The organism is Variovorax sp. GW821-FHT10D07, from assembly GCF_059415325.1.
In genome coordinates this window covers 621,538-644,667 of the sequence record NZ_JBWKMZ010000003.1, presented here as the reverse complement: position 1 = coordinate 644,667, position 23,130 = coordinate 621,538, and the positions used below count along the sequence as shown (strand labels likewise).

25 protein-coding genes, 2 tRNA genes and 1 pseudogene are annotated in these 23,130 nt (G+C 66.6%); 14 read left to right on the top strand and 14 right to left on the bottom strand.

Annotation, left to right across the window (positions count from 1 at the left end; genetic code table 11):
- The first annotated feature begins 295 nt into the window (after positions 1 to 295).
- A tRNA-Leu gene (locus AC07PU_RS13415) sits at positions 296 to 380 on the top strand.
- Between the two features lie 87 nt (positions 381 to 467).
- Here the strand turns inward: AC07PU_RS13415 and rimO are convergent.
- Entirely contained in the window at positions 468 to 1,865 is a 1,398-nt protein-coding gene (rimO, locus tag AC07PU_RS13410; RefSeq protein WP_495318051.1) for a 30S ribosomal protein S12 methylthiotransferase RimO, read from the bottom strand.
- Positions 1,866 to 1,876: 11 nt separating this feature from the next.
- On the opposite strand from rimO, the pseudogene AC07PU_RS13405 reads away from it, so the two are divergent.
- Positions 1,877 to 2,233, top strand: a pseudogene (locus AC07PU_RS13405) (recombinase family protein); the annotation flags it as partial.
- Here the strand turns inward: AC07PU_RS13405 and AC07PU_RS13400 are convergent.
- Positions 2,170 to 2,784: a phage tail tube protein gene (locus tag AC07PU_RS13400; RefSeq protein ID WP_495318049.1), complete on the bottom strand. Its 615-nt coding sequence runs from the start codon at positions 2,782 to 2,784 to the stop codon at positions 2,170 to 2,172. The pseudogene AC07PU_RS13405 and the gene AC07PU_RS13400 sit on opposite strands and share 64 nt — an antisense overlap.
- A 45-nt stretch (positions 2,785 to 2,829) precedes the next feature.
- On the opposite strand from AC07PU_RS13400, the gene AC07PU_RS13395 reads away from it, so the two are divergent.
- Genes AC07PU_RS13395 through AC07PU_RS13380 form a run of 4 tightly spaced genes read left to right on the top strand, consistent with a single transcriptional unit; the run spans position 2,830 to position 4,356 of the window.
- Positions 2,830 to 3,399 (top strand): hypothetical protein, encoded by a 570-nt coding sequence (locus AC07PU_RS13395; protein WP_495318047.1) that lies wholly within the window; start codon positions 2,830 to 2,832, stop codon positions 3,397 to 3,399.
- Positions 3,396 to 3,671 (top strand): hypothetical protein, encoded by a 276-nt coding sequence (locus AC07PU_RS13390; protein ID WP_495318045.1) that lies wholly within the window; start codon positions 3,396 to 3,398, stop codon positions 3,669 to 3,671. Before AC07PU_RS13395 ends, AC07PU_RS13390 begins: the two co-directional genes overlap by 4 nt.
- Positions 3,668 to 4,090 (top strand): hypothetical protein, encoded by a 423-nt coding sequence (locus AC07PU_RS13385; RefSeq protein ID WP_495318043.1) that lies wholly within the window; start codon positions 3,668 to 3,670, stop codon positions 4,088 to 4,090. The genes AC07PU_RS13390 and AC07PU_RS13385 overlap by 4 nt, the downstream gene beginning before the upstream one ends.
- Entirely contained in the window at positions 4,087 to 4,356 is a 270-nt protein-coding gene (locus AC07PU_RS13380) for a hypothetical protein (protein WP_495318041.1), read from the top strand. The genes AC07PU_RS13385 and AC07PU_RS13380 overlap by 4 nt, the downstream gene beginning before the upstream one ends.
- Positions 4,357 to 4,373: 17 nt before the next feature.
- Here the strand turns inward: AC07PU_RS13380 and AC07PU_RS13375 are convergent, their stop codons facing one another.
- Positions 4,374 to 4,973 (bottom strand): hypothetical protein, encoded by a 600-nt coding sequence (locus AC07PU_RS13375; RefSeq protein ID WP_495318040.1) that lies wholly within the window; start codon positions 4,971 to 4,973, stop codon positions 4,374 to 4,376.
- 670 nt (positions 4,974 to 5,643) lie between these two features.
- Here AC07PU_RS13375 and AC07PU_RS13370 point away from each other — a divergent pair.
- A complete protein-coding gene (locus tag AC07PU_RS13370; protein ID WP_495318038.1) occupies positions 5,644 to 5,898 on the top strand; it encodes a hypothetical protein in 255 nt (84 codons plus the stop codon).
- A gap of 14 nt (positions 5,899 to 5,912) precedes the next feature.
- Here the strand turns inward: AC07PU_RS13370 and AC07PU_RS13365 are convergent, their stop codons facing one another.
- From AC07PU_RS13365 to AC07PU_RS13340, 6 genes are all read right to left on the bottom strand, one after another.
- Positions 5,913 to 6,725, bottom strand: coding sequence for a hypothetical protein (locus AC07PU_RS13365; RefSeq protein ID WP_495318037.1), 813 nt, complete (start codon positions 6,723 to 6,725; stop codon positions 5,913 to 5,915).
- A gap of 151 nt (positions 6,726 to 6,876) precedes the next feature.
- Positions 6,877 to 7,437: a polyhydroxyalkanoate synthesis repressor PhaR gene (phaR, locus tag AC07PU_RS13360; protein ID WP_057591651.1), complete on the bottom strand. Its 561-nt coding sequence runs from the start codon at positions 7,435 to 7,437 to the stop codon at positions 6,877 to 6,879.
- Positions 7,438 to 7,518: 81 nt separating this feature from the next.
- Complete coding sequence (locus AC07PU_RS13355) at positions 7,519 to 7,887, bottom strand: hypothetical protein (RefSeq protein WP_490876041.1); 369 nt, start codon at positions 7,885 to 7,887, stop codon at positions 7,519 to 7,521.
- Between the two features lie 426 nt (positions 7,888 to 8,313).
- A tRNA-Val gene (locus AC07PU_RS13350) sits at positions 8,314 to 8,390 on the bottom strand.
- Between the two features lie 67 nt (positions 8,391 to 8,457).
- A complete protein-coding gene (locus AC07PU_RS13345) occupies positions 8,458 to 10,662 on the bottom strand; it encodes a RelA/SpoT family protein (protein ID WP_371268788.1) in 2,205 nt (734 codons plus the stop codon).
- 37 nt (positions 10,663 to 10,699) lie between these two features.
- Positions 10,700 to 11,650, bottom strand: a complete 951-nt coding sequence (locus tag AC07PU_RS13340) for an alpha/beta fold hydrolase (protein ID WP_495318033.1) — start codon at positions 11,648 to 11,650, stop codon at positions 10,700 to 10,702.
- A gap of 68 nt (positions 11,651 to 11,718) precedes the next feature.
- On the opposite strand from AC07PU_RS13340, the gene AC07PU_RS13335 reads away from it, so the two are divergent.
- Positions 11,719 to 12,489 carry a 3-hydroxybutyrate dehydrogenase gene (locus AC07PU_RS13335; protein WP_093342285.1) on the top strand — a complete coding sequence of 257 codons (771 nt, stop codon included), beginning with the start codon at positions 11,719 to 11,721 and terminating at the stop codon, positions 12,487 to 12,489.
- Positions 12,490 to 12,534: 45 nt separating this feature from the next.
- Here the strand turns inward: AC07PU_RS13335 and AC07PU_RS13330 are convergent, their stop codons facing one another.
- Both AC07PU_RS13330 and AC07PU_RS13325 read right to left on the bottom strand, forming a co-directional pair.
- Positions 12,535 to 13,245, bottom strand: coding sequence for an SIMPL domain-containing protein (locus AC07PU_RS13330; RefSeq protein WP_281077969.1), 711 nt, complete (start codon positions 13,243 to 13,245; stop codon positions 12,535 to 12,537).
- A gap of 103 nt (positions 13,246 to 13,348) precedes the next feature.
- Complete coding sequence (locus AC07PU_RS13325; RefSeq protein WP_256222452.1) at positions 13,349 to 13,672, bottom strand: hypothetical protein; 324 nt, start codon at positions 13,670 to 13,672, stop codon at positions 13,349 to 13,351.
- 197 nt (positions 13,673 to 13,869) lie between these two features.
- Between AC07PU_RS13325 and ompR the strand changes: the two genes are divergently transcribed.
- Together ompR and AC07PU_RS13315 are read left to right on the top strand one after the other, a co-directional pair.
- On the top strand, positions 13,870 to 14,601 hold the full coding sequence (gene ompR, locus AC07PU_RS13320; protein WP_093342288.1) for an osmolarity response regulator transcription factor OmpR: 732 nt from the start codon (positions 13,870 to 13,872) through the stop codon (positions 14,599 to 14,601).
- 73 nt (positions 14,602 to 14,674) lie between these two features.
- Positions 14,675 to 16,087 (top strand): sensor histidine kinase family protein, encoded by a 1,413-nt coding sequence (locus AC07PU_RS13315; RefSeq protein WP_093342290.1) that lies wholly within the window; start codon positions 14,675 to 14,677, stop codon positions 16,085 to 16,087.
- Between the two features lie 21 nt (positions 16,088 to 16,108).
- Here the strand turns inward: AC07PU_RS13315 and ispF are convergent, their stop codons facing one another.
- Positions 16,109 to 16,597, bottom strand: coding sequence for a 2-C-methyl-D-erythritol 2,4-cyclodiphosphate synthase (gene ispF, locus AC07PU_RS13310; protein WP_495318029.1), 489 nt, complete (start codon positions 16,595 to 16,597; stop codon positions 16,109 to 16,111).
- The gene (gene ispD / locus AC07PU_RS13305; RefSeq protein ID WP_495318027.1) at positions 16,594 to 17,316 is read right to left on the bottom strand and encodes a 2-C-methyl-D-erythritol 4-phosphate cytidylyltransferase; all 723 of its coding nucleotides are present in this window, start codon (positions 17,314 to 17,316) and stop codon (positions 16,594 to 16,596) included. The genes ispF and ispD overlap by 4 nt, the downstream gene beginning before the upstream one ends.
- Positions 17,317 to 17,438: 122 nt before the next feature.
- Between ispD and mfd the strand changes: the two genes are divergently transcribed.
- Genes mfd through serB form a run of 4 tightly spaced genes read left to right on the top strand, consistent with a single transcriptional unit; the run spans position 17,439 to position 22,334 of the window.
- On the top strand, positions 17,439 to 20,924 hold the full coding sequence (mfd, locus tag AC07PU_RS13300) for a transcription-repair coupling factor (protein WP_495318025.1): 3,486 nt from the start codon (positions 17,439 to 17,441) through the stop codon (positions 20,922 to 20,924).
- Positions 20,925 to 20,973: 49 nt separating this feature from the next.
- Entirely contained in the window at positions 20,974 to 21,225 is a 252-nt protein-coding gene (locus AC07PU_RS13295) for a CopG family transcriptional regulator (protein ID WP_143129128.1), read from the top strand.
- Positions 21,222 to 21,620, top strand: coding sequence for a type II toxin-antitoxin system VapC family toxin (locus tag AC07PU_RS13290; RefSeq protein ID WP_495318023.1), 399 nt, complete (start codon positions 21,222 to 21,224; stop codon positions 21,618 to 21,620). Before AC07PU_RS13295 ends, AC07PU_RS13290 begins: the two co-directional genes overlap by 4 nt.
- The gene (gene serB, locus AC07PU_RS13285) at positions 21,621 to 22,334 is read left to right on the top strand and encodes a phosphoserine phosphatase SerB (protein ID WP_495318021.1); all 714 of its coding nucleotides are present in this window, start codon (positions 21,621 to 21,623) and stop codon (positions 22,332 to 22,334) included.
- 4 nt (positions 22,335 to 22,338) lie between these two features.
- Here serB and AC07PU_RS13280 read toward each other — a convergent pair whose 3' ends face one another.
- The gene (locus AC07PU_RS13280) at positions 22,339 to 23,109 is read right to left on the bottom strand and encodes an IclR family transcriptional regulator (protein ID WP_177239289.1); all 771 of its coding nucleotides are present in this window, start codon (positions 23,107 to 23,109) and stop codon (positions 22,339 to 22,341) included.
- Between the last annotated feature and the right edge of the window lie 21 nt (positions 23,110 to 23,130).

The following is a 23,130-nucleotide window of genomic DNA, read 5'->3' as shown; positions in this document are numbered from 1 at the left end:
GGCGGAATTGGTAGACGCACTAGTTTCAGGTACTAGCGAGTAACATCGTGGAGGTTCGAGTCCTCTTCTGGGCACCAAGTTTAAATAGACTCTCATCGAGTCCTTCGATTCAAGCCACCGGTCTCCGGTGGCTTTTTTCTTGCCCGCTCCGATCATGGTCGTCATCGACGTCGGCGCGCGCGCGGTCAGTCCGCGCATCGGTGCCTGTGTCGTGAACGCATCATCGTGCGCACAAAATTGCGAGCCCGCGAGAAAATCGTTTTTGATTTGATATACTCGTAGGCTTTCCTGAAATGCCCAGATGGCGGAATTGGTAGACGCACTAGTTTCAGGTACTAGCGAGTAACATCGTGGAGGTTCGAGTCCTCTTCTGGGCACCAGATCCAAGAGCAGCTTCAAAAGGTTCTTGAGATTCTTCGAATGAAGCCACCGTTTCACGGTGGCTTTTTTCTTGTCCGTTCGAATCATCAAACGGGCAACGCGATCAGGTCGTGCCCCTCGGCGCCCACGATGCGCGCGCGCGTGAACTCCCCCACCTTGAGCGTCTTGCTGATCTTCTCGGGCGGCAGCAGCCGCACGGTGCCGTCGATCTCGGGCGCGTCAGCATAGGTGCGTCCCACGCCGCCCTTGCGGCCCATCGCCGGCGCGGAATCGACCAGCACCTGCATCGTCGCGCCCACGCGCTCCTGCAGCTTGGCGATCGACACCGCCTCGGCCACTTCCATGAAGCGCGCACGGCGCGCCTCGCGCTCGGCCTCGGGCAGCATGCCGGGAATGTCGTTGGCGGTGGCACCCTCGACCGGGCTGTAGGCAAAGCAGCCCGCGCGATCGATGCGCGCTTCGCGGATGAAGTCGAGCAGGTGCTCGAATTCCTCTTCCGTCTCGCCGGGAAAACCGGCGATGAAGGTGCTGCGGATCACGAGCTCCGGGCACACCTCGCGCCAGCGCGCGATGCGCTCGAGGTTCTTCTCGCCACTGGCGGGACGCTTCATGCGGCGCAGCACATCGGGATGGCTATGCTGCAAGGGCACGTCGAGATAAGGCAGCACCTTGCCGCTGGCCATCAGCGGAATGACCTCGTCCACGCTCGGATAGGGGTAGACATAGTGCAGCCGCACCCAGGCGCCATAGGGCTCGGCGATCTCGCCGAGCGTGCGCACCAGCTCGAGCATGCGGGTCTTGACCGGCTTGCCGTCCCAGAACCCGGTGCGGTACTTGACGTCCACGCCATAGGCCGAGGTGTCCTGGCTGATCACCAGCAGTTCCTTCACGCCACCCTCGAACAGCGCCTTCGCCTCGCTCAGCACGTCGCCCACGGGCCGCGACACAAGGTCGCCGCGCATCGAGGGAATGATGCAGAAGGTGCAGCGATGGTTGCAGCCCTCGCTGATCTTCAGGTAGGCATAGTGGCGCGGCGTGAGCTTGAGGCCCGCCACGCCGAAGCTGTTGGGCACTAGGTCGACGAAGGGATCGTGCGGCTTCGGCAGGTTGGCGTGGACCGCATCCATCACCTCCTGCGTGGCATGCGGGCCCGTGACGGCCAGCACGCTGGGGTGCATCTGCTTCACCAGATTGCCGCCTTGGTCGCCGGTCTTGGCGCCCAGGCAGCCGGTGACGATCACCCGGCCGTTCTCGGCCAGCGCCTCGCCGATGGTGTCCAGGCTTTCCCGGACGGCATCGTCGATGAACCCGCAGGTGTTGACGATCACCAGGTCGGCGCCCTCGAAGGACTTGGCGGTCTGGTAGCCCTCGGCGCTCAGCTGCGTGAGGATCAATTCGGTGTCGGTCAAGGCTTTGGGACAGCCAAGCGACACCATCCCAATGCTTGGAATTTTCTTCGAGCGCTCTGCTACTTCGGTCGTCATGGGGGAACTCATTGTCAGGTCTTGTTTATAGCTGCAGCCGGTTTTCCGATCCACGCCAAGCGAAAGGCTCGAGCCTCGAGCGCCAAGCAGCCTACGCGGCACGCTGGGCGGCTGAGCACGACCTCAAGTTGGATGAATCGCTTTCGCTGCAGGATGAAGGCCTCTCCGCGTATCACCAGCGGCACGTCAAATCAGGGGCGCTGGGCGTCTTTCTGGCTGCCGTCGAGAGCGGGAAAGTGCCTCCAGGCTCGGTCCTCGTGGTGGAGGGTCTGGACCGGCTGTCGCGCGCCGAGCCCATCCAGGCTCAAGCGCAACTTGCCCAGATTGTAAATGCAGGCATCACCGTCGTGACCGCGAGCGACGGAAAGCTCACGATGCCGGCGTAGTAGATCTTCTGACCGCCCTTGAGCGTGCAACGAAGGATCCGGGTATCGCCGGCCTTGTCGGCGGCGTCGAGCGCCGCATACCAGGGCTTGTTCGGGTCGTCCCCGAGCGTCAGCGTCATAGTCTGGGGACTGCGCTCCGTCGGCAGTTGCTTGCTTCGCTGCGAGTCGAGCGGCGAGTAGGTCCAGTACTGCTGATCTCCGCCAGCGGCCGCCGTGCCGATCACCTGGTCGATGCCGACCCACGTGTCGACCTCCCGGGCCGTTCCCACGCCGAGGGCAGCCGGGAACTCGACGAGGTCGGTCGTGTTGATCCCCTCGAGCGAGAAGGTGTCTGCCGCCGGCGCAGCCACGCGTGCGGCGCGCAGGTCGAGGCCTTCCCAGCCGGACTCGAGCAGCAGGATCGCACCTGCCTCGAGGCCATGGTCCGCCGAGGAGGCCGCGCCGGGATTTGCATTGGTGATACCGGTGATCTGCTTGACGGCACCGAAGACCGTGGAGAACGCCAGCTTGGCGCCGTTGGGTAGCTTGACCATGATGAAGGCCTTTCAAATGAAAAAGCCCGGGACAGCGGGCAGTTGGTGATCGCCCTCATCGGGCAGGTGATGCGGCGTGCGATCAACACGCCGCCGGGTGTATGGCTCCCCTTCATCTGGTCGTTCTGGGAGCCCGACGCGGACGAGAGAGCCGCGATCGAGGCCGGCAGCAAGGTCATCCTTTCTCTGCTCGGCCACACCATGCCACCAGCGATGCTCATGGTCGAGCAACGCCTCGAGCAGACCTGGTCGACTTTGGTTGAGGCAGTCGCAGCGACGCCATCTATGCGTGCAGCATTCGAGGTCTTGGCCGAGAGACAACGCCAGATGGACGTCGAAGGCTGGACGCCGGAGCACGACGACAGCCACGTCAACGACGAGATCGCCGCGATGGCGTGCTTCTATGCCATGCCCCCCCGGTGCACGCGAGTGGAGCGCGAAGGAAACCGGCTACGGCGACACCCTCGGCGAAGCCATTCGCCCCGAAGGCTGGGTCGCCAAGGAAGCGACCGCCGCCGCGAGCTGGTGAAGGCCGCAGCCCTGGCCATCGCGGAGATCGAGCGCCTGGACCGCGAGGCGGCCCGTGCACAGCCACCCGTGGGCAGCGCAGTATGAAACGCTACTACCAGGAGCGTTCTACCGACGGCGTGAGCGCATTGGCCTCCATGGTCGGTTACCAAGTCAGCGCCGCCACGGTCGAAACATGGCCTGCGCACCGCCGCGAGGCATTCGAGATCTGGGCAGAGCGCACGCACCTGCACGCCTCGGACAACCCGGTACGCGTGCCGCCTCGCCCCGACTGGCTGCCCGCCCCGTGGCAGGGCGAGGACGACGACTGGGGCCCCGGCCCGACCAACCTGGACGCCGGCGAGGAAGCAACAGCATGAAGCGCGGTGCAACCCTCCTCACGCCGGCCGAGGTTCAGACCTCGCTCGATCCGCTGCGCGCGGCCGCCAGGGCTCTTCGCGTCGGCGTTGCCACTGAACTGCAGTGGGCAACGATCGACGGCGCCATCGAGTCTGCAGTGTTGCTCGAGCAGCGCGTTCTGCCTCGAGGCCTGGCCGAGCACCTGCAGAGCGCTGTGACGGCGCTGCAGGAGATCCGCCGGCGCGCGCGGGCCGAAGGCTCCTGGCTGCCGGTCGAGATCTCCCTCGAGGAGATGGAACATTTCGACACGGCCGTCGACCTGCATGAGTGGCAGCTATTGCAGCTCAGTGCGGCCGAGGCCAGTTCGTGCCTCGCCCTCGTGTGGGCAGCGCAGCCTTCGCCGGCGGCCGTCGACCAGGCACAGGGGGTACTCGCATGATCGGCGAGCAGAAGACCGGCGCAATCGAGGGCGTAGTGATCAGTGCCGTATCCCACGAGGGCCTTTCGGTCACAGTTGACGGCAAGCCGGCTCTGCTCGCGGTGGTCACAGGCGACGGCCAGGTCATCGCCGTCGGGACGGAGGTCGCCCGAGAGGCGGCGGCCGTGGCCGTCAACAACTACCAAGGGTTTTTAAAGGGCAAAGGGTTCCTAAGAGTGCTGGGCACGCCCTTAGCCAAGAACACCAGCAAGACGTCGCCAGCATGATCTGGCCAGCGTCAAGGCTATGTTTCTTTTCCTGTGGCGACGTATCGCGCCAAGTTTCTCATCGAGCCCTTGGCGACCATCCGACGCATCCCGTCCAATGGCGCCACGCCAATGGCCTCCCCGTAGAGGTGAAAGCCGCCGCACAGACTAGCCACGACCATTCCCTGTGGTACGTACATGCACCCAGCGGCACTGCTCGTTACAACGGCCCGATCAACGGTCGCGAGCGACTGGCCTACATGGGCAGTCTGGTGGTCGCGAAACATCAAATCCACTGGACTCGTGAACTCGATCGCAGCTCCCGCCGGATTGCTGCGCGTAAGGGTGACTTCGCAGCTCATCCAAATGATCGTTCCATTAGCTTGGTATCGACCAATAGCGTAAGCATGCTCAGAAATCAGAATGTGTGCATCGTGATACCGCATATCAAGATGCTCGATCACGATCACACCTGGTGGCTGCAGTCTCAACCGGAGTGCAAGCCGTTGGTTTGGCCCTTTGACCACGATCCGAAATCCAGTGACCTGGATATCCCAGTTGTCAGTTGATCCAATCCAGACATTTTCTCGGAGCTCGAGTACAGGCTGCCCCGCGTCATCTGTGAAAGTGCCATTCATGAATCCCTGGCGCCCGTCTTGGCCCGGAACCACCTTTAAAACGTCTCGCCCGTGATATCGAAGTAGGGTTCTGACCATCGGCGAATAGCGCAACCCACCAACGAGCAGCTCCGCGCGCCCGCCATGAAAATCCAGTGGTCCAACGGGAAGTTGGACTTGCTCAGCCGACATCCCCTGAATTTCGGAGTAAGCCGCGGAGATTGCCTCCTTGGATCTATGCCCACGGGTCACTCCGTCATGACAGCTCGCACACAAACAGCAGATTCGAGCAGGATCGTGCGTTGTCGCGTCAACGAAGACGGGGTCTATGTGCTCATACTGGTAGATAGCAGATCGACACAACACACAACCAAATTTTGACCGTCGGCGCACTTCACGCTGGACAGCAAGGGGGATTTTCCGCGTGAGGCCGTGCCTATTAGCTGTCATTTGATTCTAGGAAGTGTCCCGGCGACCCATAATTCCAGCGTTCGAGGCGATACATATTCTGCATCTCTCGCGATCCACAGGTCCTCAGCAATCCATTGCAACCTGCCGTGAAGGGCCCACCGATCATGCCCCGAGGCGCTTTCCGACGCCAGCACGCTGAAATACGCAACAAGCATGGAACGGATCGCCATAGACTGCCCGCCGCGCCGGCCAACGTGCCGCGACCAACCGGAGCCCCTCAATGCGCCCACCCCATCCCTCACTCCTTCCGCAGCGGGATCTTGAAGAGTTGTTACCCCCAAGGCTACAAGCGCCATGGAAGGAAATCCTTCGCGAGCGACGTGAGGCCTATCGAGCCAACAATCAGTGCGCTGCCGATGCAGCCTTTCATCGCGGATTTGGCTACCTCGAGGCGCTCTACGATGCGGGCATAGTCTCTGCGGCGGATCAACCGGAACTGCTTGAGCTCTTGATCCGTCCCAACTTTCATCGCTAGCAAAGTTGGCGCCCCTATTGCAAGACGATGGGGGTGACCAGCCGGATCGACTTGTAGACCCATGCTCCTAAGATGGGGGCGAAGAAACCGGCCAACCCTACCGCAATGCCTCCAATCCACGGGGCGACTCCCAGGCCTAGCGTCAACGCATAGACGAACACAGCCAGCAGAAATCCCACAAGTAAAGCTCGCTTGGTCGGCACGCCGAGAACTTCGGGGCCCACAACGCGATATCGCACCTTGAGGCCAGCAACTAGGAGGTCGCACCAAAGGCTCGGCCCCACAACTGGAGGTTGACCCGCACTCGTGGGCCGGACAGTGGTAAGAACCGTCCACTTCGCAGACTCTCCTCGATTCAAGACGGGTATGACGTAGTCGCGCTGATGGGCAAAGATCCGCTGTTGTTCCGCCGTCGGCGCCTCGCCTGGAGCGAACTGAATTCGCTTCGCGAACTCTTCCGAATGTCCGATTTTGAAGGTCGACCCCGACACCTCCGTCGTCTCGCCAAACATCAAGGTTTCATCGTTGGAGTAGATACGGACCGGCAGAGCTGCAAAATCTTTACCCGTGTCATTCGTCAGGGTGACTGTGCTCAACCACAGCCGCTCCACCGGCTCGCCCGCGAGGCGGACCTCTATGTGTCCGAAGGCATCGTCTTTCGCACTAATGCCGACCGACGTGTGGTGAGCCACGTAGCGCAAAACTCGAACACGCCCGCGCAGGGCGCCAAGGACAGCGCCCGCTACCAACAGCAATCCCGACCAGAGTCCCCCTACAAGAACCTTAGGATCAAGTAGCCAATCAAGGTGTTGGGCAAGCGCTCCCATCCCGACCTCCACGACTTGTTATATTGCCTATCGCTCGCGCAGCCCAGGCTCACGAAGCCGACCTTCGGGGCGGCCGTCGTGGCTGTTCGTTCGTGGGAGGCAACTTCGCTCATAGCCTCTATTGTCCCAGCTATCCGGGACGACAGGTATTTCAGGGACGCTTGATGCCAAAGGCGCCCAATACCTGCTCGGTGCTTTTCTGCATCTGTTCCTGCATCTGCAGGAAGACATTCTTCGATTGCTCCACGTAGTTGCCCATCAGGCCCTGCAGCATCGGCGACTGCATGCTCATGAAGCGCGACCACATCTCAGGCGTCAGGCCCTCGGCCTTTTCGGCGAGCTGCGCCTGCACCTCGGTCATCGCCTGGATGTTCTTCTCGAGGTAGGGCGCCATGTAGCTCTGCATGGCCTGGCCATAGAAACGGATGATGTTGGCCAGCACCTGCTCGGTGAACATCGGCGCACCGCCCGCCTCCTCTTCGAGAATGATCTGCAGCAGGATGCTGCGCGTGAGGTCGTCGCCGGTCTTGGCATCGCGCACCACGAACTGGGCGCGCTCGATCACCAGTTGCTTGACCTCGGTCAGCGTGATGTAGGTGGACGTCTCGGTGTCGTAGAGCCTTCGGTTCGGGTACTTCTTGATCACACGCTGTACCGGCTTGACCCCGGACTTCTTGCTCTGCACTGCGGACTCCTTCACATGGACGCCCATGTCATCGGATGATTCTAGGGAGCGGTTTTGCTGCATCGCGACAAGGTTTACCCTGACCGCGCGCAACCGCCGGCCGCGCTTTCACTCGGCGGCGGTGGCGTACTCCGCGCCGCAAGCCGCGCAGGCGGCCGATTCGGGCCGCTCCGCCGTCTCCTCGCGGAAGCGCAACGGGCTCTTGTGCCCGTAGACGACCCAGCAGCGCGGGCAATGCTCGTGGCCGGCCGTCGGCAGGTAGGCGCGGGCGCGCTGCTCGGCGCGCTCCTGCGTGACCGGCATGCCCTGCCGCGCCGCACGCTCGACCTCTCGCGCCGCCATGGTGTCGAGGCGGCCACCCGCACGGTCGTTGATGCCGTAGACGGCCCGCGCGAACTCGATCGGCGCCTGCTTCATCAGCGCAACCAGGCGCGCCTGCACGCGTTCATGATCCATCGCGATCGATCGCGCGTTCATCGGGCGATCCCCGGGAGGAAAAGGAAAGAAAAAAGGCTCTGCACGGCAGCCAAGTTAGCACAAGAAAATGGCCCGGTGGTTGCCTGCGGCGGCCATCCGAATGGGCGATTGCCACGGCGGGAAGCCAGCCGAATGTCCGGTTCGCCAGTCCGGCGAATGGCCGATCCAGGGCACGGCGCTCGGTCGGACCTGGGCATCTCTGCGAAAACGATTCTACCCACGGGTAGGATCCTCTTTCGCCCCACTACCCACCGCCCGCCTCGAGCGCCAAACCCTAATCCACGAAGGACGCATCAACGTCACGCCGGAATCACGGATGGGATGAAGAGGCAGGAGATGAAGCTTCGGACTTCACTGCAAGGGGGAGAAGAATCTCCCCAAAATCTCCCGTTGTGCCTGAAGACTGGTCTTCTTCAGAGGGAGATTTGGTAGGCGCGATTGGACTCGAACCAACGACCCCCACCATGTCAAGGTGGTGCTCTAACCAGCTGAGCTACGCGCCTGCGATTGTTTCGAGAAGCTGAAAGTATAGCAGGAGAAATGGCCGTTTCCGGGGCGGTCGCCCCTTTTTCATCGGCGTCGCGCAGATCGAACGCCCGCCACCGCCGTGACCACGTTGAGCACCTGCGCGAGACGCGCCGCATCGGCGATCTCCACGGTGAAGGTCATCCATGCCGTGCCCTTGACCGACTGCGTCTGCACGCCGATCACGTTCATCTTCTCGCGCGCGAAGACATCGGAGATGTCGCGCAGCAGGCCCTGTCGGTCGGCCGCTTCCACGGCGACGTCGACCGCATAGACCGGAGCTTCGCCCTTGGTCGCGCCCCACTCCACGTCGATCACGCGCTCGCCGTCGCGCGAGGCCATCGTGCGGAAGTTGCTGCAATCCACGCGGTGCACGCTCACGCCATGGCCGCGCGTGACGAAGCCCGCGATGGCATCGGGCGGTGCCGGCTTGCAGCACTTCGCGAGCTGCGTCATGAGCGAAGACACGCCGACCACCAGCACGCCGCCCTTGCCCGCCTTCTCGCTGGCACGCGGCTTCTTGATCTGCACGCCGTCGTCGGGATTCGCCGGCGGCTCGGGCGGACGCAGCAGCGTCTCGATGTTGCGCAGCGAGAACTCGTCCTTGCCGACCACTTCGAACAGTTGGTCTGCCGATTTGAAACCCAGTTGCGATGCGAGGTCCTCGAGCCGCATGGCCGTGCGGCCTTCGCGCTGCAGCAGCTTCTCGACCGCCTCGCGGCCGCGCGCCACCGTCTCGTGCGTGATCTGCGCATTGAACCAGGCGCGCACCTTGGCACGCGCGCGATGGCTCGCGAGATAACCGAGCTCCGCGTTGAGCCAGTCGCGCGAGGGTCCGCCTTCCTTGGCCGCGATCACCTCCACCGTCTGCCCGTTCGACAGCGGCGTGTTGAGCGGCACCATCGCACCGTCGACGCGCGCGCCGCGGCAGCGGTGGCCCAGCGTGGTGTGCACCGTATAGGCGAAGTCGACCGGCGTCGCACCCTGCGGCAGCTCGACGATCGCCGCATCGGGCGTCAGCACGTAGATGCGGTCGTCGAACAGGCCCTGCCCCTGCAGGCCGCCCGACAGGTCGCGCTCCCACGCCAGCAGCTGGCGCAGCACCGCGATCTTGGCGTCGTACTCGCCGCTGGCCCACACGCCCGCGTAGCCCTTGTGGCCCGCTTCCTTGTAGGCCCAGTGCGCCGCCACGCCATGCTCGGCGTGGTCGTGCATTTCCTCGGTGCGGATCTGGATCTCGATCGGCTTGCCCACCTGGCCGTCGACCAGCGCACGCACCACCGTGTGCAGCGACTGGTAGCCGTTGGGCTTGGGCCGCGCGATGTAGTCGTCGAACTCCTCGTCGATCGGCTGGAAGTGCGAATGCACCCAGGCCAGCGCCGCATAGCAGTCCTTCACGTCGGGCACTACCACGCGCAGCGCGAGGATGTCGAAGACCTGCGCGAAGTCGAGCGACTTGCCGCGCATCTTCTTGACGATGCTGTAGATGTTCTTCGGCCGCCCCTGCACGACGGCGCGGATGCCCTCGGAGTGCAGCTCGCTCTCGAGCCGCGAGCGCAACTGCTCGACGTAGCTCTCGCGCTCGATGCGCTTCTCGTCGAGCAGGCGCGCGATCAGTTTGTAGGTTTCGGGCTCGAGGAAACGGAACGAGAGGTCCTCGATCTCCCACTTGACCTGCCAGATGCCGAGCCGGTTCGCGAGCGGCGCGAACACCTGCAGCGATTCGCGCGCCACGCCCTCGGGCACCGGCTTCTTGCTGGCGGCCGCATAGCGCAGGGTCTGCAGGCGCGAGGCCAGGCGCAGCATCACCACGCGCAGGTCGCGCGAGAACGCCAGCAGCATCTTGCGCACGTTCTCGGTCTGGGCGCCCGCGCCCTCGTTCTGGTGGGCGCGCGCCGCCGCGCGGGCCTGCTCCTGCACCCGCACGAGCTTGGTGGTTTCCACCGCCAGCGCCGCGAAGTTGTCGCCGAAGACCTTGGCGATGACTTCCTGCGGACGGTTGAGGTGCGAACAGGCATAGACCAGGTAGCTCGCGCCCTGCATGGCCTCGGAGCCGCCCATCTTCTTGACGATGGCGGCTACCGCGTCGGCGTGCGCCAGCGCGTTCTCGCCGGTGTCGAGCAGTTCGTCGACGATCAGCGGCTCGGCGAAGGCGCGTGCGCGCGCGAGCATGTTTTCCATCACCGGCGAGCGCTCGGCGGTGGCGGCCGACAACGGATAGTCGACGACGATGCCGTCCGAAGCCGGCATCCCCTGGAGGCTGGAAGACTCGCGCTTCACGCCGCCCTCAATCGAACAGGAAGTCCACGACCACCGCGGCCTGCGCGGGATCGACGAAGGTCGGCGCATGGCCGACGCCCTCGAACTCGACCAGCGCCGCATGCGGGCCACGCTGCGTCATCGCGGTGACGGTCTCGCGCGACAGCAGATCGGACTGGGCGCCGCGCGTGACGAGCACGCGCGCCGTGATCGCGTCGTAGAGGCCCCACATGATGGCGCCGCCCTGTGCCGCGGCTTCGGGCGTGATCGCGCGCAGGCCGACCGCGAGCGCCGGGTCGTAATGCAGCATCCACGGACCGTCCGTGCCGGCCGGCGCATCGACCTTGGCCGTGCCATCGGCGCTGCGCTGCGAGGCCGGCACGACCATGGGCCGCGTCAGTTCGAGCCATTGTTCGGGCGTGTGCGGACCGAAGCTGGTGGAGATCGCCCACAGCGCATCGGCCGCCTGCTGCAGGCTGTCGTACCGGCCGCCCTGCCCCACGTAGGCCGCGATGCGCTGGATCGCCGCCGCCTCGATGGTCGGGCCGACGTCGTTGACGACGAAGCGCCGCACCGGCGCCGGCAGCGGCAGTTCCTTGTGCCCGGCCAGCACGAAGCCGATCAGGCCGCCCATGCTGGTGCCCACGTAGTCGAGCGTCTGGATCGGATGCTGCTGCTGGAGCTGCGCGAGCAGCGCCACCATGTCGCCCGCGTACAGCGGCACCTGGTAGGCGGCCGGGTCTCGCAGCCAGTCGCTGGCGCCGCGGCCGGCCACGTCGGGGCAGACCACAAGCACCCGGCCTTGGGCGCGCGCCACGAGCGCACGGGCCAGCGCATCGAAATCGCGGCCCTGCCGGGTCAGGCCGTGCACGCAGAGCACCACGTGCGGGCTGCCCGCGTCGCCCCACTGCCAATAGGCCATGCGGTGGCCGCCGTGGGTGTCGTTGCACGCCACGTGGTGAAGCGTCGGTTCGGTCATGGAAACAGGGCCGGTCTGGTGCGGATAATCTTCTCGTCGCATCCTAATTCATCCGGAGATTCATCTTCATGCTCAAAGGCAAAACCGCTCTTGTCACGGGGTCCACCAGCGGCATCGGGCTCGCCATCGCCCAGTCCCTCGCCCAGCAGGGCGCCGACATCGTGCTCAACGGCTTCGGCGACGCCGAGGCGCCCAAGGCGCAGATCGCCGCGCTCGGCGTGCGCGCCGAGTACCACGGCGCCGACATGAGCAAGCCCGACCAGATCGAGGACATGATGAAGTTCGCCGCCGCCAGGTTCGGCCGCGTCGACATCCTGGTCAACAACGCCGGCATCCAGCACGTGGCCAAGGTCGAGGACTTCCCGCCCGAACGTTGGGACGCGATCATCGCGATCAACCTCACGAGCGCCTTCCACACCACGCGGCTGGCGATTCCCGCGATGCGCGAAGCCAACTGGGGCCGCGTCATCAACATCGCCTCGGCCCACGGCCTGGTGGCATCGGCCCAGAAATCGGCCTATGTGGCGGCCAAGCACGGCATCGTCGGCTTCACGAAGTCGGTGGCGCTCGAGACCGCGACCACCGGCATCACGAGCAACGCGATCTGCCCGGGCTGGGTGCTGACGCAGCTGGTGCAAAAGCAGATCGACGACCGCGCGGCACGCGAAGGCATCAGCGCCACGCAGGCGCAGAACGACCTGCTGGGCGAGAAGCAGCCCTCGCTGCAGTTCACCACGGTGGAACAGCTCGGCGGACTCGCCGTGTTCCTGTGCTCGCCCGCGGCCGACCAGGTGCGCGGCGTGGCCTGGCAGATGGACGGCGGCTGGACCGCGCAATAGGAAGAAACACGGGCGGAGCGCGCCAGGCGCCCCGCCCCGCAGCCCTTACTTGAGCTGCACCGATCCCGAGACGTTGACCACCACGCTGGTCTTGCCCGCCTCGATTGGCACCTGCGCGTCGGCCGAGAAGGACTTGGCCGACGCCGCCATCATGCGCGGACGGATCGGTCCGCCGTCGTTCGCATTCACCGACACCTCGCGCAGCGTGTAGCCCGCGAAGCCGAAGTTCTTCGAGAGCTCGGTCGCCTTCTGCTTGAAGGCGTCGATCGCGAGGGTCTGCGCCTCGGTCTCGGTCTTCGCGCGCTGTTCGCGGCTCAGACCGAAGCCCACGTTGCCGACGGTCAGCGTCGTGATGCGACCGGCCGTCTGGGCGATGCGCGGGAAGTCGCGGCCCTCGAGCACGAGCTCGGCCGTGCCCTGCCAGCCGTTGATCTTGCCCTCGCGCGTGTAGCGCGGCGACAGGCTGAAGTTGCCGGTGCGCACGTCGAGCTGGCCGGCCTGCGCGTTCTTGCGCGCCTCGGTCAGCGCCGCATCGAGCGCGGTCTTCAGCTGCGCCTGCACGCTGCCGGCGTCGGTGCCGTCGCGCGTGGTCACGAGCGTCATGCTCAGCAGGTCCTGCTGCACCTCGACGGTTCCGTTGGCGCTGAGCTGCAGCACGTTCTGCGGCGGCGCCACGACGGCGTTCTGCGCCATGGCCGCGCCGGCCAGGCCGGCCCATGCGGCACACGCTGCGATCAAGGTGATGGTTCTTTTCAAGATTGGCTCTCCCAGGTTGTAGGTACGTCGATGACGTACGAGAAGAAGGCGGGCACTCGGTGCACCCGCCCTCGCGGCGCGAGCCGTGGCTCGCGCACTGCGCTCAAGGTCGCTGGCTGCGCGGCGCGGGCAGGAGCCGCGCGGCCGGCATCGGCGCCGGCACGATGCGTTCGGCCGGCTGCGATTCTGCCGAATGCGCGGAGATGCCCGGCGTGCTCCACTGCCCGCGCACCTGCTGCCGCAATTCGTACAGCTCGGCCGGCGTGAGGCGCCGTCCCGCGATGGCTTCGCCGCGGCGCATCTCGTCGCGTTGTGCAGCGCGGTGCGCGGCCACCGCGGCCCGCAGATCGTAGCGGCGCCCATCGGCCACCCGAAGGAATTCGGCCGCCGAGATCGACGGCACACAGGCACACGCGAGCAGCAGCAAGGGTGTGGCGGATGAAAGAAATCTCTGCGCAAAAGTCATAGGGCAGAGGCACTGTGCCACCGCCGCGCTTACATCGGATGACTGGACCGCGAGCGGTCGCAAGTTTTGTAACTTAGTGTCAGTCTCAAAGCAAATCCGGCTCAACCGGCTTCCAACACCTTCAGAATCGGCGCTGTTACAAATTCGACGTTGTAGAAATGACTCAAGTTCCCGCTCGCACCGACAAGATCGTGATCGTCGACGACGACGCCCGCATCCGCGACCTGCTTCGCCGCTACCTGACCCAGGAAGGCTTCGAGGTGATCGTGGCCGAGGACGGCAAGGCGCTCAACCGCATCCTGTTGCGCGACACGGTCGACCTGATCGTGCTCGACCTCATGATGCCCGGCGAAGACGGCCTGTCCATCTGCCGCCGCCTGCGTGCCGCCAACGACCGCACGCCGATCATCATGCTCACCGCCAAGGGCGAAGACGTCGACCGCATCGTCGGTCTCGAGGTCGGCGCCGACGACTACCTCGGCAAGCCCTTCAATCCGCGCGAACTGCTGGCGCGCGTGCACGCCGTGCTGCGTCGCCGTCCGCCGCTCGAGGCGCCCGGCGCGCCCTCGACCGAGAACGAGACCGTCACCTTCGGCCCGTTCACCTTCGACCTCGGCTCGCGCACGCTCAAGAAGGACGGAGAGGAACTCTCGCTGACCACCGGCGAGTTCGCGATGCTCAAGGCGCTGGTGCGCCACCCGCGCCAGCCGCTGTCGCGCGAGAAGCTGGCCCAGCTCGCGCGCGGCCGCGAGTTCGAGCCCTTCGACCGCAGCCTCGACGTGCAGATCTCGCGCCTGCGCAAGCTGGTCGAGTCCGACGCCGCGGCACCGCGCTACATCCAGACGGTGTGGGGCGTGGGCTACGTCTTCGTGCCGGACGGCACGGCCTGACGCGGCACCAGCGGTGGCCATCGGCCTCCCCTCCGGAAGAGAAAGTCCCCAGGAGGACGGCGCCCAGGTCACGATGCCCAGCCCGCTCGAGGGCGCGGCGCAGCGTGACCGGCGCCCCGGGCTCAAGCTCGGCTTCAGCCTGTTCTGGCGCACCTTCTTCCTGCTCGCCCTCCTGCTGATCGGCTGCACCGTCGCCTGGCTGCAGACCTTCCGCTCGCTCGAATACGAACCGCGCGCGATCCAGACCGCGCACCAGATCGCCTCGCTCGTGAACCTCACGCGCGCGGCGCTGGTGTACTCGGACGCGATCACGCGCGTGTCGTTGATCAAGACGCTGGCCGACCAGGAAGGCGTGCGCATCCTGCCGCGCGAACCCAACGACCGCGTGCAGCCCTACACCAGCGGCGCGCTCGACCAGCGCGTGACCGAGGAGCTGATCGACCAGCTCGGCGCCGGCACCACGGTGGCCAGCCGCGTCAACGACGAGGCCGGCCTGTGGATCGGCTTCACGATCGAGAGCGACACCTACTGGCTGCTGCTCGACCCCACGCGCTTCAGCCGCGTGGGCGGACGCACCTGGCTGGTCTGGCTCAGCACCGCCATGGCGCTGTCGCTCGCGGGCGCGGCGCTGATCACGCGGCTCATCAACCTGCCGCTCAAGCAGCTCTCGCGCGCCACCATGCAGGTGCGCGAGGGCGAGTACGAAGCGCACCGACTCGACGAGCGCGCGCGCACCAACGAGATCCGCGCGGTCAACATCGGCTTCAACCGCATGGCCGACCAGCTCGCCAAGATCGAGCAGGACCGCGCGATCATGCTGGCCGGCATCTCGCACGATCTGCGCACGCCGCTCGCGCGGCTGCGCCTCGAAACCGAGATGAGCGTGGCCGACGAGGACGCGCGCGACCACATGGCGGCCGACATCGCGCAGCTCGACGCGATCATCGACAAGTTCCTCGACTACGCGCGGCCCGACCATGTCGATCCCAAGCCGGTGCTGCTGCGCGACGTGGTCGACTCCTGCACCTACGCCGTGCAGGACTACGAGGAGATGAGCATCACGGTCGACGTGCCGCCCGACCTGCGCGTGATGGGAGACGAGGTCGAGCTCACGCGCGTGATCTCCAATCTGGTCGAGAACGCGCGCCGCTACGGCAAGACGCCCGCCACCGGCATCGCCGACGTGGTGATCCAGGCGCAGGCGAGCAACGACGCGGTGCTGATCAAGGTGCGCGACCGTGGCGCCGGCGTGGAGCCGGCCCAGCTCGCGCAGCTCACCAAGCCCTTCTTTCGCGGCGATGCGGCGCGCACCTCGGCCGCGGGCGCGGGCCTGGGCCTGTCGATCGTGGCGAAGAACATCGAGCGCATGGGCGGCACCTTCGCGCTCACAAGCACGCCGGGACGCGGCCTCGCGGCGCACATCCGCATGCCGCGCGCGATGCCGGTGCCGCCGCGGCCGGTGCAGCCGCCAGTCCGCAAGCTCTGAGAGAAAGAAGAAGTCGCGCGCTCAGCGGTGCAGCAGCACCACGGCGCGCGCTTCCATTGCGCGGCCCTCGCCCACCGGGCCCAGCTTCTCGGCCGTCTTGGCCTTCACGTTGACCTGCTCGCTCGCGATGCCCAGCGTCTGCGCGATGCGCTCGCGCATGGCGGGGATGTGCGGTGCCAGCTTCGGCGCCTGCGCGATCACGGTGCTGTCGACGTTGCCGATCTGCCAGCCCTCGGCGCGGACGCGGCGCGCCGCCTCGGCCAGCAGCACGGCCGAGTCGGCGCCGCGGAACTGTGCATCGGTGTCCGGGAAATGCCGGCCGATGTCGCCCAGGCCCGCGCCGCCGAGCAGCGCGTCGGTGATCGCGTGCAGCAGCACGTCGGCATCGGAATGGCCGAGCAGGCCCGTGACATGGGGCACCTCGACGCCGCCGAGGATCAGCTTGCGCCCCGCCACCAGCTGATGGACGTCCCAGCCCTCGCCGACGCGGATGTTGAAGGCACCGCTCATGCGAGCACCTTCTTGCGCGCCAGCAGCAGCGCCTCGGCCAGCGCGAAGTCTTCGGGATAGGTGACCTTGAAGTTCTGCGCGCTGCCCGGTACCAGCAGCGGCGTCAGCCCGACCGCCTCGATCGCGCCGGCCTCGTCGGTCACCGCGTCGCCGGCACGCTCGAGCGCGTCGAGCAGCATGCCGATGCGGAACATCTGCGGCGTCTGCGCGAGCCACTTGTCGGCGCGCGGCAGGGTCTGGGCCACGCGGCTGTCGGCGGTCGACACCTTGAGCGTGTCGGCCAGCCGGTGCGCCAGCAGGCCGCCGACGGCATCGTGCTCGCAGGCCGCGATCAGCGCCTCGATCTGGCTCGGCGTCACGAGGCAGCGCGCCGCATCGTGCACCAGCACCCAGTCGTGCGCGCCGGCACCCTTCTGCCGCAGCACCAGCAGGCCGTTGCGCACCGAGGCCGCGCGCGTCACGCCGCCCACGCGCAGCAGGTGCTCGTCCTGCAGCGGAAAGAGCGGCAGCGCGGCGTCCACGTCGCGGTCCTCGGGCGCCACCACCAGCGCGATGCCGGCGAAGCGCCCGTTCAGCGCGCGGAAGGCCTCGAGCGTGTGCGCCACCATCGGCGCCCCGGCCAGCCGCCGGTACTGCTTCGGCTGCGGGGACTGCGCATGGCCGGCACGGTGGCCGGAACCGGCGCACGGGATCAGCACGAAGAGGCGGGAAGAAGACATGGTGCGGCAGACGGTCGGCCAGTGCGCCGACAAGCAGAAGAAGGGCCGCCATTCTAGAATCGACCCCATTGCACACCCCTCGCCAGTCGGCGCGGGGTGTTGTGCATTTCCAGCAAGCCTTTATGGACCTCCCCCATCTCACGGCGGGCAAGCGCTTCACGCTGCCGCGCCCCCCGCTGTCGGCCGATGCGCTGCTGCTGGCCCAGCTCGCGCGGCGCGAAAAGTCCGCGGGCCGCGCCACGGCCATGTTCACGGCCGATGCCAACGACGCCCAGCGCTTGATCGACGAGATCGCCTTCTTCGCGCCCGAGTTGCGCTGCGCCCTGTTCCCCGACTGGGAGACGCTGCCCTACGACAGCTTCTCCCCGCACCAGGACCTGATCAGCGAGCGCCTGGCCACCCTGTGGCGCATCAGCCAGAAGGAAGCCGACGTGGTGCTGGTGCCCGCCACCACCGCGCTCTACCGGCTCGCGCCGCCGTCCTTCCTCGCGGGCTACACCTTCCATTTCAAGACCAAGCAGAAGCTGCAGGACGCCAAGCTCAAGGCGCAGCTCACGCTGGCCGGCTACACCCACGTCACGCAGGTGGTGAGCCCGGGCGAGTACGCAGTGCGCGGCGGCCTGATCGACCTGTTCCCGATGGGTTCGCCCGTGCCCTACCGGGTCGACCTGTTCGACGACGAGATCGACTCGATCCGTACCTTCGACCCCGACACCCAGCGCAGTCTGTACCCGGTGCCCGAGGTGCGGCTGCTGCCGGGCCGCGAGTTCCCGATGGACGACGACGCGCGCGCGCGCTTTCGCGGCCGCTGGCGCGAGCTGCTCGAGGGCGACCCGACCAAGAGCCGCATCTACAAGGACATGGGCAACGGCGTGGCCACCGCCGGCATCGAGTACTACCTGCCGCTGTTCTTCGACGAGACGGCGACCGTGTTCGACTACCTGGGACCCGACACCACCGTGGTGCTGCACGGCGAGCTCGAGCCCGCGTTCCAGCACTTCTGGCAGGACACGGGCGAGCGCTACCGCCTGGTGCGCGGCGACCCCGAGCGCCCGGCGCTGCCGCCGGAGGCGCTGTTCCTCAACGCCGAGCAGTTCTACCAGCGCGTGAAGCCGCACGCGCAGCTGTCGATCCGCTCGACCACCGACGCCGCGCCCTTCGCCGAGTTCGACACCCTGCCCGCCTTCTCGGTGGTGCGCGGCGCCGACGATCCGCTGGTGCGGCTCAAGGCCCACATCGCCGCCACGCCGCACCGCGTGCTGATGATCGCGGAGAGCGACGGCCGGCGCGAGAGCCTGCTCGACTTCCTGCGCGCCAGCGGCGTGAGCCCGCCGGCCTTCGATTCGCTGGCCGAGTTCGAGGCCGCGGCCGACGAAAAGATCGGCATCGCCACCGCCGCGCTGGCGGCCGGCTTCGCCTGGCGCGAACAGGGCATCGACTTCGTCACCGAAACCGAGCTGTTCGCCACCGGCAGCACCGGCCGGCGCCGCAACAAGAAGCAGGAACAGGTCAGCGACGTCGAGGCGCTGATCAAGGACCTGTCCGAGCTCAACGTGGGCGACCCGGTGGTTCACTCCGCGCACGGCATCGGCCGCTACCGCGGCCTGATCCACATGGACCTGGGCCAGGGCAGCGATGCCGAGGGCAAGCCGCTGCTGCAGGAGATGCTGCACCTGGAGTACGCCGACAAGGCCACGCTCTACGTGCCCGTGAGCCAGCTGCACCTGGTGAGCCGCTACACCGGCGTCAGCGCCGACGAGGCGCCGCTGCACAAGCTCGGTTCGGGCCAATGGGACAAGGCCAAGCGCAAGGCCGCCGAGCAGGTGCGCGACTCGGCCGCCGAGCTGCTCAACATCTACGCACGCCGCGCCGCGCGCGAGGGCCATGCCTTCCGCTATTCGCCGGCCGACTACGAGGTGTTCGCCAACGACTTCGGCTTCCAGGAAACCGCCGACCAGAAGGCCGCGATCCATGCCGTGGTGCAGGACATGATCTCGCCGCAGCCGATGGACCGCCTCGTTTGCGGCGACGTCGGCTTCGGCAAGACCGAGGTCGCGCTGCGCGCCGCCTTCATCGCGGTCACCGGCGGCAAGCAGGTGGCCTTCCTCGCGCCCACCACGCTGCTGGCCGAGCAGCACTACCAGACGCTGGTCGACCGCTTCGCCAAGTGGCCGGTGAAGGTGGCCGAGATGAGCCGCTTCCGTTCGACCAAGGAAATCACGACCGCCGCCAAGGGCCTGGCCGAGGGCACCGTCGACATCGTGGTCGGCACCCACAAGCTGCTCTCGGAATCGGTCAAGTTCAAGAACCTCGGGCTGCTGATCATCGACGAGGAGCACCGCTTCGGCGTGCGCCACAAAGAGGCCATGAAGGCGCTGCGCGCCGAGGTCGACGTGCTCACGCTCACGGCCACGCCGATCCCGCGCACGCTGGGCATGGCGCTCGAGGGCCTGCGCGACCTCAGCGTGATCGCCACCGCGCCGCAGCGCCGGCTCGCGATCAAGACCTTCGTCCGCAACGAGGGCACCGGCGTGATCCGCGAGGCCGTGCTGCGCGAGCTCAAGCGCGGCGGCCAGGTCTACTTCCTGCACAACGAGGTCGAGACCATCGAGAACCGGCGCCAGAAGCTCGAGGAGATTCTGCCCGAGGCGCGCATCGCCGTCGCCCACGGCCAGATGCCCGAGCGCGAACTCGAGCGCGTGATGCGCGACTTCGTGGCCCAGCGCTACAACCTTCTGCTGTGCTCGACCATCATCGAGACCGGCATCGACGTGCCGACCGCCAACACCATCGTGATGAGCCGCGCCGACAAGTTCGGCCTGGCGCAGCTGCACCAGCTGCGCGGCCGCGTCGGCCGTTCGCACCACCAAGCCTATGCCTACCTCATGGTGCCCGACACCGAGGGCCTGACCAAGCAGGCGGCGCAGCGGCTCGACGCGATCCAGCAGATGGAGGAGCTGGGCTCGGGCTTCTACCTCGCGATGCACGACCTCGAGATCCGCGGCACCGGCGAGGTGCTCGGCGAGAACCAGAGCGGCAACATGATGGAGATCGGCTTCCAGCTCTACAACGAGATGCTCAGCGAGGCCGTGCGCTCGCTCAAGGCCGGGCAGGAGCCCGACCTGCTGTCGCCGCTGTCGGTCACGACCGAGATCAACCTGCACGCCCCCGCCCTGCTGCCCGACGACTACTGCGGCGACGTGCACCTGCGGCTGTCGTTCTACAAGAAGCTCGCCACCGCGAAGAACCCCGACCAGATCGACACCCTGCTGGAGGAGATCGTCGACCGCTTCGGCAAGCTGCCGCCGCAGGCCCAGACCCTGATCGACACCCACCGCCTGCGCGTGCTCGCGCGGCCCTACGGCGTGGTCAAGGTCGATGCGGCGCCCGGCGTCATCAACATCACCTTCAAGAAGGATCCGCCGGTCAATTCGATGGCGATCATCCACCTGATCCAGAAGAACAAGCACATCAAGCTGGCTGGCAACGAGAAGCTGCGCATCGAGCGCGAGCTCAAGGAGCCGAAGGAGCGTGCGCAGATGGTGCGCGATGTGTTGCGCAGCCTGGGGCAGCCGCTGGTCAAGGAAAGCCCTGCGGCCGTCGTATAAGTGCCAGCCACTTATATAATTGCCGATGTAATTTTTCGGGAGATCCGCCATGTCCCAAATCACGATCTACCTGGACGAAGAGTCCGAGAAAACAGCGCGCGCGGCAGCGGCGGCGGCGAACCTGCCCTTGAGCCGCTGGTTCGCCCTGCTGGTGGCGCGTGAAGGGCAGCGCGGCAAGAAGACCGGTTGGCAGAGCTTCTTTGCCGAAGCCGACAAGCAGAAAGCCGCCTGGGACGAATTCCCCCTGACCGAGGACATGCACAAGGACCTGCCTCCCGATACGCCGCGCGAGTCCTTGTGAAGTACCTGCTGGACACCAACACCCTCATCTACGCCTTTCGCGGCACGGGCGGTGTGCGCGTGCGCATGAATGACACGCCCGATGCGGACATGAATCTGTGCGCCATCAATCTGTTCGAACTCGAGTTCGGTTTCGCCAAGTCCGCCAACCCGGGCCCGCAGCGTGCGCTGCTCGACGAGCTGGTGCAGCGCCTGCGCGTCCTGCCCCTGGATAACGCGAGCGCGGAATCGGCCGGACAGATCAAGGCCCACCTGCAACAGGCCGGTACGCCGATCGGCCCCTATGACCTGCTCATCGCGGGCATCGCGATGGCGCACAACCTGATCGTCGTCAGCCGCAACGTCAGCGAGTTCTCGCGCGTGCCCGGCCTGCGCGTCGAGAACTGGTATCACTGAATGACCCTTGCCCCCTCCTCCTCCGGCCTCGTCCTCCAGCGCTTCACACCGCCGCTCCAACTCGCCGACTTCAAACTCATCGCCTTCGACATGGACTCGACGCTGATCAGCATCGAGTGCATCGACGAGATCGCCGATGCCGCCGGCAAGAAGGCCGAGGTGGCCGCGATCACCGAGGCCACGATGCGTGGCGAGATCAAGGACTTCAAGGAAAGCCTGCGTCGCCGCGTCGCGCTGCTGAAAGGCGTGCCGGTCGGCGCGCTGCAGCAGGTCTACGACGAGCGGCTGAAGCTCAACCCCGGCGCGGCCGAACTGGTGGCGGCCTGCAAGGCGGCGGGCCTCAAGGTGCTGCTGGTCTCGGGCGGCTTCACCTTCTTTGCCAACCGCGTGAAGGAGCGCCTGGGCATCGACTTCGCGCGCTCGAACCTGCTCGACGAAGCCGACGGCCAGCTCACGGGCCAGGTCGCGATGCAGAGCTGGGGCGACATCTGCGACGGCGCCGAGAAACGCCGCACCCTGCTCGAGGTGGCCTCGCTGATGGGCATCTCGGCGCAGGAATGCATCGCGGTCGGCGACGGCGCCAACGACCTGCCGATGCTGGGCGAGGCCGGGCTGTCGGTGGCCTACCACGCCAAGCCCAAGGTGCGCGAGCAGGCGATGGTGGCGATCAACGAAGGCGGGCTCGACCGCCTGCTCGAGGTCGTCCGACCCTGATCGGTCAGGCCGGGCTGCCGGCCGCGGGTGCCTTGGCCGCGGTGCCCAGCAGCCGCTCGCGCATCGACGGAACCACGGTGTCGGCCGCGCGCTCGAGCTGCTCCACCAGGCCGCCCACGCCGACCGCGAAGCGCGCGCCGGAGGCGCTCGAGGCCGAGCCCAGCGCGATGATGCCGATGCCCTCGGTGACCACGCCGCGCGAGAACGCATAGCCGCGCTCGCGCGTCTCCTGCACGCGCGCCTTCACGTAGTCGGCATCGACGTCCTGCCCGCCGGGCTTGAGGCGCGCATTGCTGCGATGGATGGTGCGCGCCACGTGGTCGTCGCTGCTGGCCGCGAGCAGCGCCCAGCCGGTGCCCGACATGCACAGCAGCCGGCGCGTGCCGGGCTGCACGTTGAACTGGATCGCGCGGCTGCCGAAGATCACGTGCACGTACTGCGCGTAGATGTCGTTCTCGACCGCGAGGATGGCGGTGAAGCCGGTCTCGCGTGCGATGTCGCCGAGCACGGTGAGCAACTGCCCGCCCTGGAACATCGAGTCCATCACCCAGTCGCCGATCGAGGCCAGGCGCGGCGTGGCGAGGTAGGCGCGCAGCGAGGAGTCGTAGCGCAGGTAGCCCAGCGTGGCGACGCTCTTGAGCAGCACCTGCGCGCTCGACAGCGGGTAGCCGAGCCGCTCGGAGATCTCGCGCACCGTCACCGGCCGCCGCACCTCCCGCAGGTACTCGAGCACCTGAAACACCCGCCCCGCCGTCTTGATGACCGATTGCTCCACTTCATGTTCTCCGCGGTCCCA

What these genes read in the sequence shown, in the direction of transcription:
- AC07PU_RS13340 (WP_495318033.1), bottom strand. Translation starts at nt 11,650, where the DNA reads ATGACCGAACCGACGCTTCACCACGTGGCGTGCAACGACACCCACGGC.
- AC07PU_RS13370 (WP_495318038.1), top strand. Translation starts at nt 5,644, where the DNA reads ATGCGCCCACCCCATCCCTCACTCCTTCCGCAGCGGGATCTTGAAGAG.
- ispF (WP_495318029.1), bottom strand. Translation starts at nt 16,597, where the DNA reads ATGAGCGGTGCCTTCAACATCCGCGTCGGCGAGGGCTGGGACGTCCAT.
- AC07PU_RS13385 (WP_495318043.1), top strand. Translation starts at nt 3,668, where the DNA reads ATGAAGCGCGGTGCAACCCTCCTCACGCCGGCCGAGGTTCAGACCTCG.
- AC07PU_RS13315 (WP_093342290.1), top strand. Translation starts at nt 14,675, where the DNA reads ATGCCCAGCCCGCTCGAGGGCGCGGCGCAGCGTGACCGGCGCCCCGGG.
- AC07PU_RS13375 (WP_495318040.1), bottom strand. Translation starts at nt 4,973, where the DNA reads ATGAATGGCACTTTCACAGATGACGCGGGGCAGCCTGTACTCGAGCTC.
- phaR (WP_057591651.1), bottom strand. Translation starts at nt 7,437, where the DNA reads ATGGGCGTCCATGTGAAGGAGTCCGCAGTGCAGAGCAAGAAGTCCGGG.
- AC07PU_RS13400 (WP_495318049.1), bottom strand. Translation starts at nt 2,784, where the DNA reads ATGGTCAAGCTACCCAACGGCGCCAAGCTGGCGTTCTCCACGGTCTTC.
- AC07PU_RS13295 (WP_143129128.1), top strand. Translation starts at nt 20,974, where the DNA reads ATGTCCCAAATCACGATCTACCTGGACGAAGAGTCCGAGAAAACAGCG.
- ispD (WP_495318027.1), bottom strand. Translation starts at nt 17,316, where the DNA reads ATGTCTTCTTCCCGCCTCTTCGTGCTGATCCCGTGCGCCGGTTCCGGC.
- rimO (WP_495318051.1), bottom strand. Translation starts at nt 1,865, where the DNA reads ATGACGACCGAAGTAGCAGAGCGCTCGAAGAAAATTCCAAGCATTGGG.
- AC07PU_RS13335 (WP_093342285.1), top strand. Translation starts at nt 11,719, where the DNA reads ATGCTCAAAGGCAAAACCGCTCTTGTCACGGGGTCCACCAGCGGCATC.
- AC07PU_RS13380 (WP_495318041.1), top strand. Translation starts at nt 4,087, where the DNA reads ATGATCGGCGAGCAGAAGACCGGCGCAATCGAGGGCGTAGTGATCAGT.
- ompR (WP_093342288.1), top strand. Translation starts at nt 13,870, where the DNA reads ATGACTCAAGTTCCCGCTCGCACCGACAAGATCGTGATCGTCGACGAC.
- AC07PU_RS13390 (WP_495318045.1), top strand. Translation starts at nt 3,396, where the DNA reads ATGAAACGCTACTACCAGGAGCGTTCTACCGACGGCGTGAGCGCATTG.
- AC07PU_RS13365 (WP_495318037.1), bottom strand. Translation starts at nt 6,725, where the DNA reads ATGGGAGCGCTTGCCCAACACCTTGATTGGCTACTTGATCCTAAGGTT.
- AC07PU_RS13345 (WP_371268788.1), bottom strand. Translation starts at nt 10,662, where the DNA reads ATGCCGGCTTCGGACGGCATCGTCGTCGACTATCCGTTGTCGGCCGCC.
- serB (WP_495318021.1), top strand. Translation starts at nt 21,621, where the DNA reads ATGACCCTTGCCCCCTCCTCCTCCGGCCTCGTCCTCCAGCGCTTCACA.
- AC07PU_RS13355 (WP_490876041.1), bottom strand. Translation starts at nt 7,887, where the DNA reads ATGAACGCGCGATCGATCGCGATGGATCATGAACGCGTGCAGGCGCGC.
- mfd (WP_495318025.1), top strand. Translation starts at nt 17,439, where the DNA reads ATGGACCTCCCCCATCTCACGGCGGGCAAGCGCTTCACGCTGCCGCGC.